This window comes from Paraburkholderia sp. RL17-368-BIF-A, assembly GCF_046054045.1.
Lineage (GTDB): Bacteria > Pseudomonadota > Gammaproteobacteria > Burkholderiales > Burkholderiaceae > Paraburkholderia > Paraburkholderia graminis.
In genome coordinates this window covers 133,937-152,370 of record NZ_JARESN010000002.1, presented here as the reverse complement: position 1 = coordinate 152,370, position 18,434 = coordinate 133,937, and the positions used below count along the sequence as shown (strand labels likewise).

Here is an 18,434-nt window from a genome sequence, read left to right as displayed (position 1 = left end):
GCTTATCAGTCCGCCGCACGCGGCCGGCGAATCAGCAACAACGCCGCTGCCGCCGCAATCAACGTGACGGGAATGCTTGCACCGATGACCGTCGACGAACTGCGGCCCATCGCGAGCAGTTGGCCTGCGGCCAGCGGCCCGACCACCGAACCCACGCGGCCCACGGCCACCGCTGCGCCGACGCCGGTGCCGCGCATCGCCGTCGGATAGAACGCGGCGGAAAGCGCATACAGCACCGATTGCCCGCCGATCACGAACATCCCCGCGCAGAACGCGGAGATGGTGAGCGCCGCAAAGCTGGGCGCGATCGACAACGCCGCGAGCGACGCGATGATGCCGACGTACATGCCGGACACAACAACGCCGCCGCGCAGACGATCCATCAACATGCCGATGAAGAGCGCGCCGAGTCCGCCGCCGATGTTGAAAAAGATCTGCACGTAGCCCACTTCCGCACGAGCGAGTCCGCGCGCCGCCATCAGCGAGGGCAGCCAGTTGAGCAGGAAGTACAGGACAATTAGCGTGCAGAAGTAGCTAACCCAGATTTGCAGCGTGGAAAGCCCGCGGTTCGCGCCAAAAAGCACTTCGCCGATAGGCGCCGGTTTTGCGTTCATGCCGTGCGACGCGCGCTGGAATGCGCTCGATTCGGGCAGGCAGGCCAGCAGCAGCGGCACCAGAATCAATGGCCCCGCGCCGCCGACATAGAAGATATGGCGCCACTCCGTATCGCCGATACTGACGATGCCGACGAGCGAAGCGATCACTCCGCCAAACGGAATGCCGCAATACATCACGCTGACCGCCGTGTTGCGCGACTTCGGCGACACGGCTTCCGACGACAGCGCGATCAGGTTCGGCAGCGCGCCGCCAAGACCGATGCCCGTCAGCACGCGCACGAACACCAGCATGCCGAAGCTGCTGACGAGCGCCGTCGCGATCGACAACAAGCCGAACAGACACGCGCATAGAATCAGGATGCGTTTGCGGCCGATACGGTCCGCGAGCCGTCCGCCGAGCATCGCGCCGGGCAACAGTCCGAAGGTGCCGGCACTGAACGCGAGCCCCATTTGCGCGACGCTCAGGCCGAATTCGCGCGCCATGCGCGGCGCCGCGACGCCCACCGATTGAAGGTCGAGTCCTTCGAGCAGGGCAACCGCAAAACAAAGGCTCAATGTCACGACGGCGCCGGTTCGCGCGGCAGGCTGCGTGATGCCGTCTGCCGGCAAGGCTGTTCGGGTGGATTTCATGTCTGTCTCCTTTCGACCGGAGCCGACGCGCGAGCGTCTTACCGCGGTCTCATGCAAGTTGATTGCTGCTTGTTATGTCGATGTCCGCCGATGCTTCAACGTCGTATGTATCAGGCCACCTGAGATTCAGAGCGAAGAAAAGCGCGTTCGGGAGAACGCGCGGAAGTTCGCTGCGATCGAGCATATTAAATATCAGGCACCCTGACAAAACAAGAACCGCGTGTTTGGTGAATACCCCAGGTATCGAGCGCAATGACGAAACGGAATGGCAGCGCCAAGGGTTTTCCCCGATCACATAGCGATTGTGTCGCAGGCCGCTTGATACTAGACTTGTATCAGGCTACCTGATACGAAACGCCGCTTCGGACGCAAGCGGAAACGCTACCGGGTACTCGCACATCACGACACACATTGATACGCGCAAAAAGCGCTGGAGCTACGAACATGGCAAGTTATGAGGGTCGCTGGAAAACGGTCGACGTAAAGGTCCAGGAAGGCATTGCATGGGTGATGTTCAATCGTCCCGAGAAGCGCAATGCAATGAGCCCCACGCTCAACAGCGAAATGGTGCAGGTTCTGGAAACGCTGGAACTGGACGCCGACGCAAAAGTACTCGTGCTGACCGGCGCGGGCGATGCATGGACGGCGGGCATGGACCTGAAGGAGTACTTCCGCGAAGTCGACGCGGGCCCGGAAATCCTTCAGGAAAAGATTCGTCGCGACGCCTGCCAATGGCAATGGAAGCTCTTGCGCATGTACTCGAAGCCGACCATCGCGATGGTCAACGGCTGGTGTTTCGGCGGCGGCTTCTCGCCGCTCGTCGCGTGCGATCTCGCGATCGCAGCCGATGAAGCGGTGTTCGGCCTCTCCGAAATCAACTGGGGCATTCCGCCGGGCAATCTGGTGAGCAAGGCGATGGCGGATACGGTCGGACATCGCCAGGCGCTCTACTACATCATGACCGGCGATACGTTTGACGGCGCGCAAGCCGCGGCAATGGGCCTCGTCAACAAGAGCGTGCCGCGCGAGCAGTTGCGCGCGGAGACGGTCGCGTTGGCGGGCAAGCTGCTCGAAAAGAACCCGGTCGTTCTGCGCGCCGCGAAGCATGGCTTCAAGCGTTCGCGCGAACTGACCTGGGAGCAGAATGAAGACTATCTGTACGCGAAGCTCGACCAGGCGCAATTGCGCGATCCGGAAAAAGGCCGCGAGGAAGGACTGCGGCAATTCCTCGATCAGAAGTCGATCAAGCCGGGGCTTCAGGCATACAAGCGCGGCGAATGAAACGTGAATGAAGCGTGAATGAAGCTAGTCTGCGTGCCGGCGCTTTCGACGCGCACGGCACGCAAAGCAGGAACAACATGAAGGAGACAGCCATCGTGAACGAAGTAAGCATGTTGATCGGCGGCAAGGACTATCCGGCGTCGAACGGCGCGACGTTCGAGCGCATTAACCCCGTCACCGGCGAGGTGGCTTCGCGTGCGCCGGCCGCGACGCTCGCCGATGCGGACGCCGCAGTTGACGCCGCCGCGGCCGCGTTTCCCGCGTGGTCCGCATTGCGGCCCACCGAGCGCCGCGCGCGTCTGCTAAAAGCCGCTGACATCATGGACGCGCGAGCCGGCGCATTCATCGAATGCGGCATGGCGGAAACGGGCGCGATGGCGAACTGGTACGGCTTCAATGTGCATCTCGCGGCCAACATGCTGCGCGAAGCGGCCGCCATGACCACGCAAATCGACGGCAGCGTGATTCCCACCGACACGCCCGACAATATCGCGTTGGCCGTTCGCCAGCCGTGCGGCGTGGTGCTCGGCATCGCGCCGTGGAATGCGCCGGTGATTCTCGGCACGCGCGCGCTCGCCATGCCGCTCGCGTGCGGCAATACGGTCGTGCTGAAGGCGTCGGAAGCCTGTCCGGCCGTGCACAGAATGATCGGCAGCGTGCTGCATGAAGCGGGCCTTGGAGACGGCGTCGTCAATGTCGTGACGAACGCGCCGGAAGATGCAGCCGCCATCGTCGAACGATTGATTGCGCATCCTGCCGTGCGGCGCGTGAACTTTACCGGCTCGACTCACGTGGGCCGCATCATCGCGATGCATGCCGCCAAGCATTTGAAGCCCGCGTTGCTCGAACTCGGCGGCAAGGCGCCGGTGCTCGTGCTGGACGACGCCGATCTCGACGCGGCCGTGGATGCGATCGCATTCGGCGCGTTCTTCAATCAGGGGCAAATCTGCATGTCGACCGAACGCGTGATCGCGCATCGCAGCGTGGCCGATGCGCTCGTCGGCAAGCTTGCCGAAAAGACCCGCCAACTCGTTGCGGATGCACCGACCGCTCACGGCGCAGTGCTCGGCGCGATGGTCAGCGCTCAGGCTGCGCAACGCGCAACGGCACTGGTCGACGATGCGCGCGAGCATGGCGCGACGATACTCGGCGGCGGCGCACTGCGCGGCGCGATCATGCAACCCACCATCGTCGATCGCGTGAGTCCGGCCATGAAGCTATACGCCGAGGAATCGTTCGCGCCGGTCGTGACCGTGCTGCGCGTGGACAGCGACGACGAAGCCGTGCAACGGGCGAACGACAGCGAGTTCGGTTTGTCGGCGGCCGTTTTCAGCCGCGATATTGCGCGCGCGATGGGCGTCGCCAAACGCGTCGAGTCGGGCATTTGCCACATCAACGGGCCGACCGTGCACGACGAAGCGCAGATGCCGTTCGGCGGCGTGAAGGGCAGCGGCTATGGACGTTTCGGCAGCAAGGCGTCGATTGCGGAGTTCACCGACCTGCGCTGGATTACGATTCAGACAGGCCCGCGCCACTATCCGATCTGACACGCGTGCCGTGTATCGGCATCATTCGAATCCGCGTTCTTCGCAACAGACGAAAGACGGCAGGAAGGAGACAATCAGTGAATTTGCAGCCGACGCAATCCAGTGTCGACAATGAAACGTCCGTGCGTTATCGCGACGTGCGGATCGGCTCGGCGCCCGCACGCGTTCGCCGCGAGGCAGACGTCTGGTACATGGAGTCGACCGCGCAACCCGGCGCGTACCCGAAGCGTCTGACCGACCGGCTCGCGAGCGGCGCGCAACAGCATCCCGATCGCTGGCTCGTCGCGCGCCGCGGCGCGGACGGCGCATGGCACGGCATCAGCTATGCGCAGATGCTCGAGCACGCGCGCGCAATCGGCCAGGCGCTGCTCGATCGCAAGCTGTCGGCTGAGCGGCCCGTCGCGATTCTCTCGGGCAACGATCTCGAACACATGATGTTCGCGCTCGGCGCAATGTGGGCCGGCGTGCCGTACGCCCCTATTTCGCCGGCCTATTCGCTCGTTTCCAGCGACTACGGCAAGCTGCGCCACGCGCTCGAACTGCTCACGCCCGGCCTCGTGTTCGCGACGGACGCCACTGCGTTCGCCGCCGCGATCGACACAACCTTGCCCGCCGATGTCGAAGTCGTTGCGGCCACCGGTTCGTGCGGGCGCGCGATAACGAATCTCTCCACGCTGCTCGACACTGCGCCCACAACGGTCGATGCCGCGCATGAAGCCATCGCCGCGGACAGCATCGCCAAGTTTCTCTTCACGTCCGGCTCGACGATGTTGCCGAAGGCGGTGCCGACCACGCATCGCATGCTGTGCAGCAATCAGCAGATGCTGCTCGAAACATTTCCGCAATTCGCCGACGAGCCGCCCGTGCTGGTCGACTGGCTGCCGTGGAATCACACCTTCGGCGGCAGTCATAACGCGGGCATCGCGCTCTATAACGGCGGCACGCTTTATATCGACGACGGCAAACCCGTCGGCAAGAAATTCGACGAGACGCTGCGCAATCTTCGTGAGATTGCGCCGACAATCTACTTCAATGTGCCGAAAGGCTGGGAGGAATTGACGAGCGCGCTCGAAAACGACGCAACACTGCGCGAGACGTTTTTCTCACGCGTGAAGGTGTATTTCTTCGCGGGAGCCGGACTTTCGCAGGCAGCGTGGGATCGTTTGCAGCAGGTCACGGAGCGCCATTGCGGCGAGCGCATTCGCATCATGGCGGGCCTCGGCATGACGGAAACGTCGCCGTCGTGCCTCTTCACCACGCTCCCTGCGATGTGCGCGGGCTATGTCGGCGTGCCCGCGCCCGGTTGCGAAGTGAAACTCGTGCCCGTGGCGGGCAAGCTCGAAGCGCGCTTTCGCGGACCGCATGTGATGCGCGGCTATTGGCGCATGGACAGCGCGGCCACTGCGAAATCGTTCGACGAAGAAGGCTTTTACTGTAGCGGCGACGCGCTGAAATTCGTGGACCCCCAGCAGCCGGAACGGGGTCTGATGTTCGATGGCCGCATCGCCGAAGACTTCAAGCTGAGCTCGGGCACGTTCGTTAGCGTGGGGCCGATGCGGGCGCGCGTCATCTCAGCCGGCGCTCCGTATGTGCAGGACGTGGTCGTGACAGGACTCAATTGCGACGATGTCGGCATGCTGGTTTTTCCGCGACTCGACGATTGCCGGCGGCTCGCGCAACTGCCTGAGTCGGCGAATGCGTCCGAGATCGTGAATGCGCCTGCCGTGCGGCAGTTCTTCACGGAACTGCTAGAGCGGCTCAATCGCGAATCGACGGGCGGCGCAACCACGATCGCGCGATTGCGTCTGCTCGACGTCGCGCCATCGCTCGATCTCGGCGAAATCACCGACAAAGGTTCGATCAACCAGCGCGCAGTGCTCACGCATCGCGCCGAGCTCGTGCAGGCGCTGCATGATTCCGTTCGGCGCGATCCGGACGCGATTTACGCGCCGCACGTTTGGGTGTAAAGCCAAACGACGCGGCGCGCGGAATACGAGACCATAAGAACCGCGAGGGCCGCAAGCCGCGGCCCATTCGCTTACTTACTTGCGTGCCGGCACGGGCGCGAGCACCTCATGCGTTCCGGCCGCGCGCTGCGCCGCCTTGTGGACCATCGTGTACGCGTAGTCGACGCCCATACCGTACGCGCCCGAGTGCTCCTTGACGATGCCCATGACCGCGTCGTACGTCTCCTTGTGCGCCCAGTCGCGCTGCCATTCGAGCAGCACCTGTTGCCACGTCACCGGCACCACGCCGGCCTGAATCATGCGCTGCATCGAATACTCGTGCGCTTCTTTCGACGTGCCACCCGATGCGTCCGCAACCATATAGATCTCGTAGTCGCCTTCGTCCATCGCGCACAGCGAGAAGGTGTTGTTGCAGACTTCCGTCCACAGGCCCGCGACCACGACTTTCTTGCGGCCATTTGCGGCGAGCGAGTCACGCACTTTCTGGTCGTCCCACGAATTCATCGACGTGCGCTCGAGCACCTTGTGGCCCGGGAATACATCCAGCAACTCGGGGTACGTATAGCCCGAAAAGCTCTCCGATTCCACCGTCGTGATGGTGGTCGGAATATTGAACACGCGCGCGGCCTTCGCGAGGCCCACTACGTTGTTCTTCAGCACCTGACGGTCGATCGACTGGACGCCGAAAGCCATCTGCGGCTGCTGGTCGATGAAGATGATCTGCGAGTTCGCAGGCGTGAGGACTTGGAGTTTCGGATTAGCCATGGTTTTGTAGATCCTGAAGGTCGAAAAGGGGTCTGCTGACAGGTCGACTGACGGGTTGACTGTCAGCGGGAACGCGCGCCGCACTTGCTTCTGCTGCGAGGAACTGCAATGCAGTCTATCGGCGGCCCTCTGCGGAGTCCTTGTCCAGGTCCTTAATCGTTCTTAAAAATAACAAAGCGAAAGCTGGCGACATTAAAAGCCGACGAAAGCCCCGCCCAACAAGCCTGAAGCGCTTGCGGCCGCGCCAGGCACAGGCCTTGCTGCCAATGCAGGTTGGGTCGGCGGCCGTTCCGTTAGAGACGCCGACCGTTTTGCGCTGCATCTGCCGAGCGCGCTTCTTCAGGAAAGCGCCATCGCCCTTTGCAACGCATGTTCCGCATTACAACCGGCGGGTAAATTCTTCGAAAGGAGAAGCTCTCGTCATGGCAGTCAAAGATGCTCACTAGCACCAACCCGTCTCACGAGGACACGCACGACACCGGCCATTTCGTCCAATTCTACGAATCCGACGCGAGCTTGACCGAAGACGTGGGCGTCTTTCTGCTGCGAGCACTCGACGCAGGCGGCAGCGCGATCGTCATCGCCACGGCCGATCACGTCGCGTCGCTCACTTCGTGGCTCGATGCGCGCCTGACTGCGCCCGCGCAATCCGCCACGCATGACGCGCTTATCCTGCTCGACGCACAGGCCACGCTCGATCGCTTCATGGTCGACGGCTGGCCCGACGAGGCCCGCTTTATCTCGACGGTCGGCGCGGTCGTCGCCAAGGCCGCGCAGCGCGGACAGCCACTGCATGCGTTCGGAGAGATGGTCGCGGTTCTCTGCGAGCAAGGACTCGGCGATGCCGCGTTGCGACTCGAGGAACTCTGGAATCGCCTCGCCGCGCATCACAGCTTTTCGCTTTTTTGCGCCTATCCTGAGCACCTCTTTCCTGGTGCCGAGCAGACGCAACTGTTTCGCCACATTTGCCACGCGCATCATCATGTTCTGGCCGGCAGCCCGTTGCGTGATGCCGGCAGCAAGGAACTGCATCTGCGACTCGCACTAGCCGAGCAGCGCGCAAGATCGCTCGAAGATGAAATGAACCGCAGAAGGACCGCCGAGCATCAGCGCGACGCCGTGCTGATGAACTCTCCGGTCGCGTCGGCGCTTCTTCTTGGGGACAAGCACACGTTCCAGCTCGCTAACCCGCGCTATCTCGACATGGTGAAGCGCGAGGATCTGCTCGGCCGCGCGTATCTCGACGCGTTTCCGGACGAGCGCGGCGGACCGATTGCCGCCGCGCTCAAGCACGTTTACGAACATGGCTTGCCGATCGTGCATGAGGAGTATCGAACCGGCAATATCGGCGATATCGGCAGCATCGGCAATTCGCTTTCGGCACGCGTTTATACGCTGCATTTCGAACCGTTGCGTGCATCGTCGGGGAAGATCGAGGGCGTCATTCTCAGTGCGGTGGAAGTCACCGGCTACGTGCGTGCCCGCGAAACGCTCGAAAAATCGCGTGCGGACCGCGAGCTTCTGCTTGCGGAATTACGCAAGGCGAATGGCGCAAAAGACGAGTTTCTTGCGATGCTCGGACACGAACTGCGCAATCCGCTCGCGCCCATCGTCAGCGCGCTCGAATTGATGGAGCGGCGCGGCACTGATTCGGCCGCACGCGAGCGGGCGGTTATTCAGCGTCATGTCGATCATCTCGTGCGTCTCGTCGACGATCTGCTCGACGTTTCGCGCATCATCCGCGGCAATGTCGAACTGGACAAGCGCCGGGTCGACGTGCACGAAGTCATCACGAAGGCCGTGGAGATGACGAGCGTACTCGTGCAGCAACGCGCTCATCGTTTGAAGATCGAAGTCGATGAGGCGCTCGAATGTGTGGCAGACCCGATGCGGCTCGCGCAGGTCATCGCCAATCTGCTCATCAACGCCGCGAAATACACGCAAGCGGGCGGCGAGATCACGGTCAGCGCAATGGCCGCCGACGCTGACCATATCCGCATCCGCGTGTGCGATAACGGCATGGGCATTGCGCCAGACGTGTTGCCTCACGTCTTCGATACGTTCTATCAAGGCACGCAGACAATCGACCGCGCCGAAGGCGGGCTCGGTATCGGGCTCGCTCTCGTCAAGAACTTCGTCAAGCTGCATGGCGGACACGTGGAAGCAGCGAGCGGCGGCCCCGGTTGCGGCAGCGAGTTTACGATCGTGCTGCCGCGCGCGTCGTCGGAGACAACGACCGGCAATGCGAGCGAAGCCATCCGTGTCGCGGAGCCTGCGCCAGTCGTCGTGGCTCGTGATGAGCCAGACAGTTGCACGCAGCAACGGCGCATTTTGCTGGTGGACGATAACGTCGATGCCGCGGACGCGCTCGCGGAACTGCTCCGAAGCTATGGTCATTCGGTAAAGACTGTCTACGACCCAACGGCGGCGCTTGCCGAGGCGAATACTTTCAGGCCCACTGTATCCGTGCTCGACATCGGATTGCCGGTCATGGACGGCTATGAACTCGCCCGGCAGTTGCGACTGCGTTCGGGCAACCGACCGTGCGTGCTGGTCGCGTTGACGGGCTACGGTCAAAAGGCAGACCGCGACCGCAGCCATGCGGCGGGTTTCGATCATCACTTCGTTAAACCGCTGAAGCCCGCGGATTTACTGGAAGTAATCGACAACGCATCAGACGCGTCGCTCTAAAGTCGATAGGCTTACGGCCTCCCTGCATTACGGCCGGCGAATTGAAAATCATTCGCCAATTAGCAGCTTTGCGCTGTTCGCTTCGGCCACTTTCTTTCGATTGCCAGACACTGTTATGCCTGGTGATTGGCCGTTGGCCGCGGCTGGCCTATCCACCTCCCACAAAAACGGCCGCTTTCACTGGATTAGGCCAAAACACCTTCGTTTAGCGACGCCTTCAATTGCGCAGGGTTCCGTGCGTTAACCTCGCATCGTGATACATCGGGAAGCCTGGCCGGGCTCTGATTGTCGCGCGAACTACTTACGGGATTCGAAAAATGACGACGACCAACTCAGTACAATTTCCGGGTGAAGCCGGTACTTCCGTACCGCAACAACCAGCCAGGTTAGCGGAAAGCACGGCTCCAGTGCGGCGGCAATCGACGCTGCGCAAGCTCAAGGAAGCAGCCAAGTCGCTACTGCCGACGCCGGTGTTTCTAAGCCTGCTGCATCACAAGGAAATAGGTCGTTATCCGAATCTGCTTCGCCCCACTACTTTCAACGAAAAGATCCTGCAAAAAAGCCTGCGGCCCGACCCGTGGTTCGCGGAGTTGACCGACAAGCTCACGGTTCGCGAGTATGTCGCGAGAAAGCTCGGAGAAGAACATGTGATACCGCTACTCGCGGCGCCCGATATCTTCACGAGAGAAGTATTCGACGCGTTGCCGAACTCGTTCGTGATGAAGGCGAATCACGGCAGCACGTATGTCGAAGTAGTGAGAGACAAATCGACACGCTCTTTCGAACAACTGAGCCAGCTTGCAAATCACTGGCTGACGCTCGACTTCTACAAGATCGCGCGCGAAAAACACTATCGCGAGATCAAGCCGCGCATCTTTTTCGAACAACTTTTGCTCGACAATAGCGGGCAGATACCGGCGGACTACAAGCTGCACTGCTTCGGCGGGCGAAGCGGAAAGCCGCTCATCTATATTCTCGTGATCTCCGACAGGTTCGGCGCCGACACGCGCGGCGACATCTACGACACCGACTGGAATCATCTCGACATGGCCATTGGCGCGTATAAGCCGAGCCCGAAGCCCGCGCCTCGTCCCGAGAACCTGGATGCGATTCTCGCCGCCGCGACCACGCTATGCGGCGATTTCGACTATGTTCGCGTGGATCTTTACGCACCGGATAACCAGATCTACTTCGGCGAGCTGACCTTCACGCCGGGGGCCGGCGTGCTGCCCTTCACGCCCGACCGGATCGACTACGAGTGGGGCCAACTCGTGCCGGACGCATTCCTGTCGACCAGGCCGCCTTTACCGATGCATTCGGTCAGCGCTGCGTAACGCTTGCCGATTTTTTTCGGCAAATTTGTCGCTCGTCTGCGTGGCGTCTGGGCGCTTGCTCCCGGCTTTACCGAAGCCAAATCGAGTCGCTGCCCGCTGTGTTATCGACCGCACATATCGCATTACCGTTTGTTGGCGGCGCAACCAACGGAAAGGTAAATTGATTTGTGCTAGTTCGGCAAATGTCCCATGCGACCCGATGTGCGGTTGCGGTTCACGACAGTGGTGAATAAATATGCAAAACGTGACGATCGTCATCTGTAATTACAACTATGGCCGCTTTCTCGCCAAGGCAATCGACTCAGCGCTCGCCCAGGATTATCCCGCGACGCAGGTACTCGTGATCGACGACGGATCGACAGACGGCTCTCGCGACATCATTGAAAGCTACGGCTCGCGCGTTAAAGTGTTCTACAAGCAGAATGGCGGCCAGGTATCCGTCTATAACGACGCGGTCAATATCATCGACACAGAATTCGTCATGCTGCTCGATTCCGACGATCTGCTCTATGCGCACGCGGTGTCGAACGTAATGCGAGTGTTTGAAACGGGCAACTTCGTCAAGGTTCAATTCCGGCTCGACGTTATCGATCCGATGGGCAAACCTTCCGGTACTTATGTGCCGCATTCGGCGGCCCCGAGCGATTGCGGCAGCCTGCTGCGCCAGGGCTGGCTGTATCCGTCGCCGCCGGCATCGGGTAACGCATACCGGACAAGCGCACTGAGGAAGATCTTCCCCGTGCCCGAAGCCAACGTGAATCGTTACGGCGCGGACTTCTATGCGATTTACGGTGTCGCGCTGGTCGGAGCCGTCGCGACTATTTCCGAATCGCTCGGCGCATACCGCGTGCATCGCACCGAAAACTGCGGGATCGATTTCGCGAACTCGGAAAGCAACGACAAGGCGCCCAAGGCGTTGACCAAACGCTGGGCGATTCTGCGGCAGATGGCGCGCGCGCGTTTGGGCATTGAACTCCCTCTTTGCTTCTATGACTTCTCGCTCGAAAAGTCGTACTTCTGTTCCGCCGTCTATCAGGCGCCGTTTGCGAAGCGCTGGCGATGGGTGAGCCGACAGTCGCATAGTTACTTTCGCTCGATCCTCGGCAATCCCTTCTGGAGCTACAAGAAAAAGATCGGCACGCTGGCGCTCTCAAGCCTTTGCCTTCTACCCTTTTCAGCACTCTCCGATTTTGCCGTTCGCTATATTGCCAACCCTCTTGCCCGGCGTCGCCTTTAGTCATCCCAAACAAATTCCGATTGAGATCGCAACCCATCTCGCATGGACCTGATGATGAACAAGTTCGTTGGCCTCGACGTGCTGCGCTTCGCACTCGCCGTTTATCTGATGGTCTTTCACTCGATACATCAGTACCCGCAGTATGTGACGTTGCCGTTGATCGAACTGGCCAATCTCGGCGGATTCGCCACCAGTTCGTTCTTCATTCTGTCCGGCTTTATTCTGGCCCACGTCTACTTCGGACGCACGACTGAACTGCGCGGCGGCACGCGTGAATTCTTCGTGAAGCGCCTGTCCAATCTTTACCCGGTGCATCTGATCGCGCTTGTGCTGGTGCTTCTGGTCTCAGTGGCAGGCACGCGTGGATTTCAGCAGTTCGCAATCATGTCGCTCGACGATGCAGAGCATTTCGTTACGCTGAGCCCCGCGGAAACTGTCGTCCATTACGTGCTGAACCTCTTGCTGCTACAGGTGTGGTATCCGCTATATGGGTCGGTGAATCCGCCGTCGTGGTCACTGGCGACATTGTTCTTCTTCTATCTCGCCTTTCCATTCTTTGCGCCGCGCCTTCTCAAGGCCCGGAACAAGTACCGGCTCCTGGTCGTGCTGTGGGTTCTTTATCTGATTCCGCCTGTCGCGGCCACGCTCATGCACTGGTACGGTCCAGCCGCGGTCGGCTTCGTCACGCGCAATCCGGTGCTGCGGCTGCCTGAATTTCTCGCGGGAATTCTCGTGTATGGACTGTTCCGCGAGGGGCAACTCAATGCACTATACGAAAGCCGGGCGAAGGTCGTCGCAGCATTGCTCTTCTTTGCAGGCTCGTTCGCGATTGCCGCGTGGCTCGAGTCGCACGGCCCGCTCAATACGCGCTATGTCGTTCACAACGGCGCATTGATGCCGGCGGAAGTGGTGCTCGTCATCGTCTTCGCGGGGCTCGCGGTTCCCGCGCGATTCGCGGCATTGTCGACTCGTCTCGGCAACTCGGCGCTGTCCATCTTTGCGATTCACGTCCCGATCTTTCTGGTGCTAATGAAAGTATTGAAGCTGCTTTCGATCGGAAAGTCGCCGCTATGGTGCGCTGCGCATTTCTCCGAATGCGTCGCGGCGTCGAAAGAAGTCATACCGAGCATGGCGACGTATCCGCTGTATCTGATCGGGACGGTCATCGCGGCTGTGTACTTTCAGGAGCGGCTCGTCGCTCCGTTAAGAGACTGGATTCGCGGCCGATTCCTCACGACGCGGCCGCGCGCGCCGGCAGCCGGCGCCAGAAGTCTTTGAGAGAACTTTCGCCGCCGCTCAGAAGCTCGCAAACGAATGCACGAGCCGATTAAAGGCGCCCGCGTTCGACACATTCATGCCGTGTGACGCGCCCGCGATTGTCTGCTTGTCCGCGTAATCGATCCATTCCGCGAGCTTCTCGACGTTGTTGCGGAACATACGCGGGCTCCGTTGGCCTTCGATCAACAGCGTTCTGCATTGGATGCTACGCGCGGCCTCACGCGAATACGCGGGCAACGGATCGCGAAACTGCTTCGGCAAGGTCGCTGCGTTGTCGGCGGCCATCGTGCGAAACGCAACCGAACTCTTGCGCCACGAGCCCGGCGCACTCACGGAGTCGACGAAAAGCTCGAGCCCCGCTTCGATCTCGCCGCCTTCGATCAACTCCGCCACGCGCGCGCGCAGCGCATTCGTCGCGGCCGGCAGCGCGGCCTCGGCCATGCCGTCCATCTGCAACGGACCGCCCGGATCGGCGAGCGTCAGCGTCTTGACCAGCCGTGGATGCTCGCGCGCCATGTGAAATGCGACGCAGCCGCCGCGCGAATGCCCAACCAGATGCACGGGCGCGATGTCGAGCGCCTCGATGAATTCCGCGAGTTCGGCGACATGCGTCTGCCAGCCGAATTCGCCCTGAATGCACGCCTCGCTCGCCGGCCAATAGTGGCTCAGGCTCACGGAGATGCAGCGAAAATGCTCCGACAGCGCCGCCGTCTGCGCGCTCCAGTAGCGGTAGTCGCACAGCGAGCCGTGCACGAAGACGAGCGGCTCACCCTGTCCGCACTCGACGTACGGCACGCAAATGCCCGACGCAATCGTCGCAAACGACAGCTCGGGCGCGGCTAACAGGGAGAAATCGGTTCGGGCGTTCATACACTGGCTCCTTTGCCAGCACTATGCCGCACGTCAACATTTAAGAAAATCGCGTAATATTGATGGAATCCATCTACTTTTCTGATACCACGCCTTGAAAGCCCTTGATCTCGACGTCATGACGATGATCGTCGCCGTGGCGGACGCCGGCAATATCAGCCGCGCGGCCGAAGTCGTGCACCGCTCGCAGTCGGCGGTAAGCATGCAGATCAAAACGCTCGAAACCGCGCTCGGCAAGCCGCTTTTCGTGCGCAAGCCGAGAAGCGTCGTGCCCACGCAAGACGGCGAAGTGCTGCTCGCCTACGCGCGCCGCATGCTGGCGTTGCGCGACGAAGCGTGGGCCGCCGTGGTCCGGCCCGACGTGACCGGCCGCGTGAGCATCGGCGTGCCGGACGACTACGCGTCGTCGCTGCTGCCGCCCATCCTCAAGAAATTTTCCGCGACCTATCCGAAGGTTGAGATTCGGGTGGTCGGCCTGCCGAGCGTCGCACTCGCGCCGATGGTGAAGGACGGTTCGGTCGATCTCGTCTGCGCGACGCGCGTGAAGGGTTTGGCAGGCGAGTTTCTGCGACTCGAGCCGATGGTGTGGGCCGCGTCGCCGAGCGCGCACGACATCTGGCGCGAACGGCCCTTGCCGATCGCGGTGTTCTTGCCTGGCAGCGTCGCGCGCGAAAATGCGATCCGCAGCCTCGAACAGGCGCGAATCAGCTATCGCACGTCGTATGAAAGCCCGAGCCTGATGGGACTCGTGTCGATGGCCGAAGCCGGTCTCGCCGTCGTTCCGCTCGCGCAATGCGCCGTTCCCGCGCACTTCGCGCTACTCGGCCAGGCGCAGGGCTTGCCCGAAATCGCGGCGCTCGAAGTGGTGCTCGCGCGCAGCACGGCATCGAAGCGCCCGCCCTGCGATTTTCTCGCGGAGAAGATCATTGCGGAGTTGAGGCGCTAGGTCGCCGTTCGCGCGACGAGTGTATAAAGTGAGCTACATGTCGCGCAAAACCGAAGCCGCTCATTGCCATGAACACGCCTCCTCGCGAATCATCCGGCACCTTGTGGTCCGCCATCGTGCGCCAAACCGCGCATGCACTGGCTTGCGGCGCGTTGCGTCGCATACAGACGCGCCTCGGGACGATTGAAGACGGCGGCGTGCGGTTCCTGATCCGCCAAGTGTCGAGCCTCGAACGCAAGGAGCAGCACGCGCAACAACGCAAGACGGAATCGTCCAGCAATCGCGCAGCCAATCCTTTTCTGCCCTGCGAGCCCGATCTCTTCGTCGCCGATTTATCGGACACGCATATCGTCCTGCTCAACAAGTTCAACGTCATCGACCACCATCTGCTGATCGTGACGCGCCGCTTGGAGTTGCAGGAAAACCTGCTGAATCCAGCGGATTTCCGCGCGTTATTCGATTGCATCACGCAGTTCGAGAGCCTCGGCTTTTACAATGGCGGCCCGGCTGCCGGCGCGAGTCAGCCGCACAAGCACTTGCAGATCGTGCCGCTGCCACTCGACGAAAGCGCGCCTCATCTGCCGATCGAGCCGTTGCTCGCGGCCGCGCGCAACGACGGCGCGGTCTGCACTGTGCCCGGCCTCGGCTTTGTGCATGCGTTCGCCGCGCTTGATGAGAAGCTCGCGGATAGACCGCAGGAACTGGCCCGCATTGCGTTCGATACGTATCTGCGTTTGCTCGACGCGAGCGGTTTGCACGCTGTGGATGTGGACGGCGAACCGCGGCAGTCGGCGCCCTACAACCTGCTCGTCACCACGCGATGGATGATGCTCGTGCCGCGCTCTGTCGAAAGCACTGAGGGCATAGCAGTCAACGCATTGGGGTTTGCCGGTTCTCTTTTTGTGAGGAACGATGCGCAGATGCAAACGATCACGCGGCTCGGTCCAATGAATGTGCTGCAACGCGTTGCGGGAACGATTGCAGCCTAGAGGGTTGTACGCAAGCGGACGCAACTGAACGCGAAACGTCTACCCGAACCGCTCGACCCGAAACGGACGCGCATCCGCAAAAGGCTCTACGCCCGTCATCATTTCGGCGAGAAGCCGCCCCGTCACCGGACCGAGCGTCAATCCATGATGGTTGTGGCCGAAACAAAACCATAGACCTGTATGACGCGGCGCCGGTCCGATGATAGGCCGCATGTCCGGCGTGCACGGACGCAAGCCGAGCCACGGGTTCGCATCGAGCCGCTCGCCGAGTCCAAACACCGACTTCGCCGAGCGCTCCGCGCGTTCGAGCTGAATGCCGGTCGGCTTCGCGTCGCGCCGCGCGATCTCGACGCCTGTGGTGAGCCGCAGGCGCCCTTGCATCGGCGCGACCACGTACCCTTGTTCGGAGTCGACGTAAGGCATGGACAGCATCGGCTTCGTCGGCCGATAGTGCATGTGATAGCCGCGTTTTGCGCGCAGCGGAATGCGATAGCCGAGCGGTTCGAACACCTGGTCGGACCACGGACCGAGCGCCACCACCACCTCTTTTGCACTGATGCTGCCCGCCGATGTGCGCACGGTCCACGCGCCCGCTTGTGCTTGCAGCGTCGTCGCATCGCCGGTCAACAACGTGCCGCCGTCCTGTTCGAAGAGACGCGCGTAACCCTTCGTCAACGCCCCCGGATTCACGATGCTTTTCGGGTCTTGCCAGTGCAGCGCGCCGCAGAATCCATCCGCGAGACCGGGCTCGTGCGTCGCCAATACCGTTGCATCGAGCGCGACCACGCGCAGTCCATGCGTTCGCGCGATGGCCTCGGCGGCCGCCGCATTGCGCGCGAATTCCGCGGGCGTGCGAAACGCCTCCATCCAGCCCTTGCTGATCGCGAGATCCGCGAGACCGGCGCGGTCGATCAACAGATCGTGCTCCGCGACGCTTTGGCGAATCAGCGGCAGCATGTCGCGCGCGGCGCTCATCAGCCGCTCGGGCGACGACTCCCACCAGAAGCGCGCGAGCCAGCCCGCGAACGACGGCAACGCGCGATAGTCCCAGTAAAGATCCGTCGACTGGTTGCGCGCATAGCGCAGCAGCGTGCCGAGATTGCGCGGAAACGCGTAAGGCACGACCGACGACGACTCGATCAGCCCCGCGTTGCCGAAACTGGTTTCCTCGCCGGGCGCACGCCGGTCGACGAGCGCCACACGCCGGCCCCGGCTCTGCAAATGCAGCGCAGCCGACACGCCGACGATGCCGGCGCCCAGCACGATCACATCGAAATCCATAAGCTCGCTCTGCTGGCTCCGCAACACATTACTTCGCGATGATGTCGCGATTGAAGTACTTCTGCGAAAGCGCGCTGAGCGTGCCGTCTTTCTTCAGCGCCTCGAGCGCCGCGTCGACCTTCTTCGCGAGCGCCTTGTCGCCCTTGCGCAAGCCGAAGCCGGTTCCTTCGCCGAGCGTGGCCGGATCGCTGAGCGGCTGACCGGCAATCGCATAGTCGTGGCCGGCCGGCTTCTTCAGGAAGCCGTCTTCCACCGTTTGCGTTTCCTGCACCGCGGCGTCGAGCCGGCCCGCGACGAGGTCGGTGTACACCTGGTCCTGATCCGCGTACGAGACGACCGAGACGCCCGCGTTCGCCCAATGCGCCTTCAGAAAATCCTCCTGCGACGAACCTTGCAGCACGCCGACCCGCTTGCCCTGCATGCTCTTCACATCCGGCATCAGGCCCGAGCCGCGCTTCGCGACCATCACGATCGGCACGATATAGATGGGACGCGTGAAGTCGATGGTCTGCTTGCGCTTGGCCGTGATGTTCATCGCCGAATTGATGACGTCGAACTTGCGCGCCTGCAACGCGGGAATCAGGCCGTCGAACGCGTTTTCGACCCACTCGCATTTCACGGCCATCTTCGCGCACACCGCATTGCCGACGTCCACGTCGAAGCCCTGCAATTGACCCGTGGCGGTCTTGCTTTCGAACGGCGGATAGGCGGCTTCAACGCCGAAGCGCAACGTGTTCTGGGTTTCCGCGCTGGCCGTGCCGACGGAACCGACAGCACCGGCCACAACAGCAGCGGCGACAAAAAGAGAGAGTTGGAGCTTGCGGAGCATGGTGGTTCCCTGTCTGTTGGGGATCGCGAATCAGCGGCACGAATGGGCGTCGCCTGTCTGCCTGGAGAGGCCGCGCGAATGTCGGTGAAAACCCGCGTCCGCGCCCTCTCTGGAACAACAGTCTATTCTGGACTCGGGCAAAAGCAAGCGATTTTCAAAATAAAAGTCCAGT

General features: G+C 61.7%; 14 protein-coding genes. 9 read left to right on the top strand and 5 right to left on the bottom strand.

Features of this window, described 5'->3' with window-relative positions:
• Positions 1-5: 5 nt before the first annotated feature.
• Entirely contained in the window at positions 6-1,247 is a 1,242-nt protein-coding gene (gene mhpT / locus P0D87_RS03775) for a 3-(3-hydroxy-phenyl)propionate transporter MhpT (RefSeq protein ID WP_082367096.1), read from the bottom strand.
• Positions 1,248-1,691: 444 nt separating this feature from the next.
• Between mhpT and P0D87_RS03770 the strand changes: the two genes are divergently transcribed.
• The 3 genes from P0D87_RS03770 to P0D87_RS03760 all read left to right on the top strand — a co-directional run bounded on the left by P0D87_RS03770 (position 1,692) and on the right by P0D87_RS03760 (position 6,042).
• On the top strand, positions 1,692-2,528 hold the full coding sequence (locus P0D87_RS03770; protein ID WP_029965929.1) for a p-hydroxycinnamoyl CoA hydratase/lyase: 837 nt from the start codon (positions 1,692-1,694) through the stop codon (positions 2,526-2,528).
• Positions 2,529-2,623: 95 nt separating this feature from the next.
• Positions 2,624-4,075 carry an aldehyde dehydrogenase gene (locus P0D87_RS03765; RefSeq protein ID WP_053860728.1) on the top strand — a complete coding sequence of 484 codons (1,452 nt, stop codon included), beginning with the start codon at positions 2,624-2,626 and terminating at the stop codon, positions 4,073-4,075.
• A 77-nt stretch (positions 4,076-4,152) separates the two neighbouring features.
• Positions 4,153-6,042 (top strand): feruloyl-CoA synthase, encoded by a 1,890-nt coding sequence (locus P0D87_RS03760; RefSeq protein ID WP_053859307.1) that lies wholly within the window; start codon positions 4,153-4,155, stop codon positions 6,040-6,042.
• A 75-nt stretch (positions 6,043-6,117) separates the two neighbouring features.
• Here the strand turns inward: P0D87_RS03760 and P0D87_RS03755 are convergent, their stop codons facing one another.
• Entirely contained in the window at positions 6,118-6,807 is a 690-nt protein-coding gene (locus P0D87_RS03755) for a hydrolase (protein ID WP_006046634.1), read from the bottom strand.
• Positions 6,808-7,242: 435 nt separating this feature from the next.
• Between P0D87_RS03755 and P0D87_RS03750 the strand changes: the two genes are divergently transcribed.
• The 4 genes from P0D87_RS03750 to P0D87_RS03735 all read left to right on the top strand — a co-directional run bounded on the left by P0D87_RS03750 (position 7,243) and on the right by P0D87_RS03735 (position 13,347).
• A complete protein-coding gene (locus P0D87_RS03750) occupies positions 7,243-9,498 on the top strand; it encodes a hybrid sensor histidine kinase/response regulator (protein WP_053859308.1) in 2,256 nt (751 codons plus the stop codon).
• A 317-nt stretch (positions 9,499-9,815) separates the two neighbouring features.
• Positions 9,816-10,832 (top strand): ATP-grasp fold amidoligase family protein, encoded by a 1,017-nt coding sequence (locus P0D87_RS03745; protein ID WP_053859309.1) that lies wholly within the window; start codon positions 9,816-9,818, stop codon positions 10,830-10,832.
• Between the two features lie 235 nt (positions 10,833-11,067).
• Complete coding sequence (locus P0D87_RS03740) at positions 11,068-12,069, top strand: glycosyltransferase family A protein (RefSeq protein ID WP_053859310.1); 1,002 nt, start codon at positions 11,068-11,070, stop codon at positions 12,067-12,069.
• 54 nt (positions 12,070-12,123) lie between these two features.
• The gene (locus P0D87_RS03735) at positions 12,124-13,347 is read left to right on the top strand and encodes an acyltransferase family protein (RefSeq protein WP_053860729.1); all 1,224 of its coding nucleotides are present in this window, start codon (positions 12,124-12,126) and stop codon (positions 13,345-13,347) included.
• Between the two features lie 18 nt (positions 13,348-13,365).
• On the opposite strand, the gene P0D87_RS03730 is transcribed toward P0D87_RS03735, so the two are convergent.
• Positions 13,366-14,217 carry an alpha/beta fold hydrolase gene (locus tag P0D87_RS03730; protein ID WP_053859311.1) on the bottom strand — a complete coding sequence of 284 codons (852 nt, stop codon included), beginning with the start codon at positions 14,215-14,217 and terminating at the stop codon, positions 13,366-13,368.
• Positions 14,218-14,341: 124 nt separating this feature from the next.
• Here P0D87_RS03730 and P0D87_RS03725 point away from each other — a divergent pair, with 124 nt between their 5' ends.
• Positions 14,342-15,163, top strand: a complete 822-nt coding sequence (locus P0D87_RS03725; RefSeq protein ID WP_171800019.1) for a LysR substrate-binding domain-containing protein — start codon at positions 14,342-14,344, stop codon at positions 15,161-15,163.
• A 68-nt stretch (positions 15,164-15,231) separates the two neighbouring features.
• Positions 15,232-16,152: an ATP adenylyltransferase family protein gene (locus P0D87_RS03720; RefSeq protein ID WP_053859312.1), complete on the top strand. Its 921-nt coding sequence runs from the start codon at positions 15,232-15,234 to the stop codon at positions 16,150-16,152.
• Positions 16,153-16,191: 39 nt separating this feature from the next.
• On the opposite strand, the gene P0D87_RS03715 is transcribed toward P0D87_RS03720, so the two are convergent.
• Together P0D87_RS03715 and P0D87_RS03710 are read right to left on the bottom strand one after the other, a co-directional pair.
• Complete coding sequence (locus tag P0D87_RS03715) at positions 16,192-17,433, bottom strand: NAD(P)/FAD-dependent oxidoreductase (protein WP_053859313.1); 1,242 nt, start codon at positions 17,431-17,433, stop codon at positions 16,192-16,194.
• A 28-nt stretch (positions 17,434-17,461) separates the two neighbouring features.
• Positions 17,462-18,262, bottom strand: a complete 801-nt coding sequence (locus P0D87_RS03710; RefSeq protein ID WP_053859314.1) for an ABC transporter substrate-binding protein — start codon at positions 18,260-18,262, stop codon at positions 17,462-17,464.
• Between the last annotated feature and the right edge of the window lie 172 nt (positions 18,263-18,434).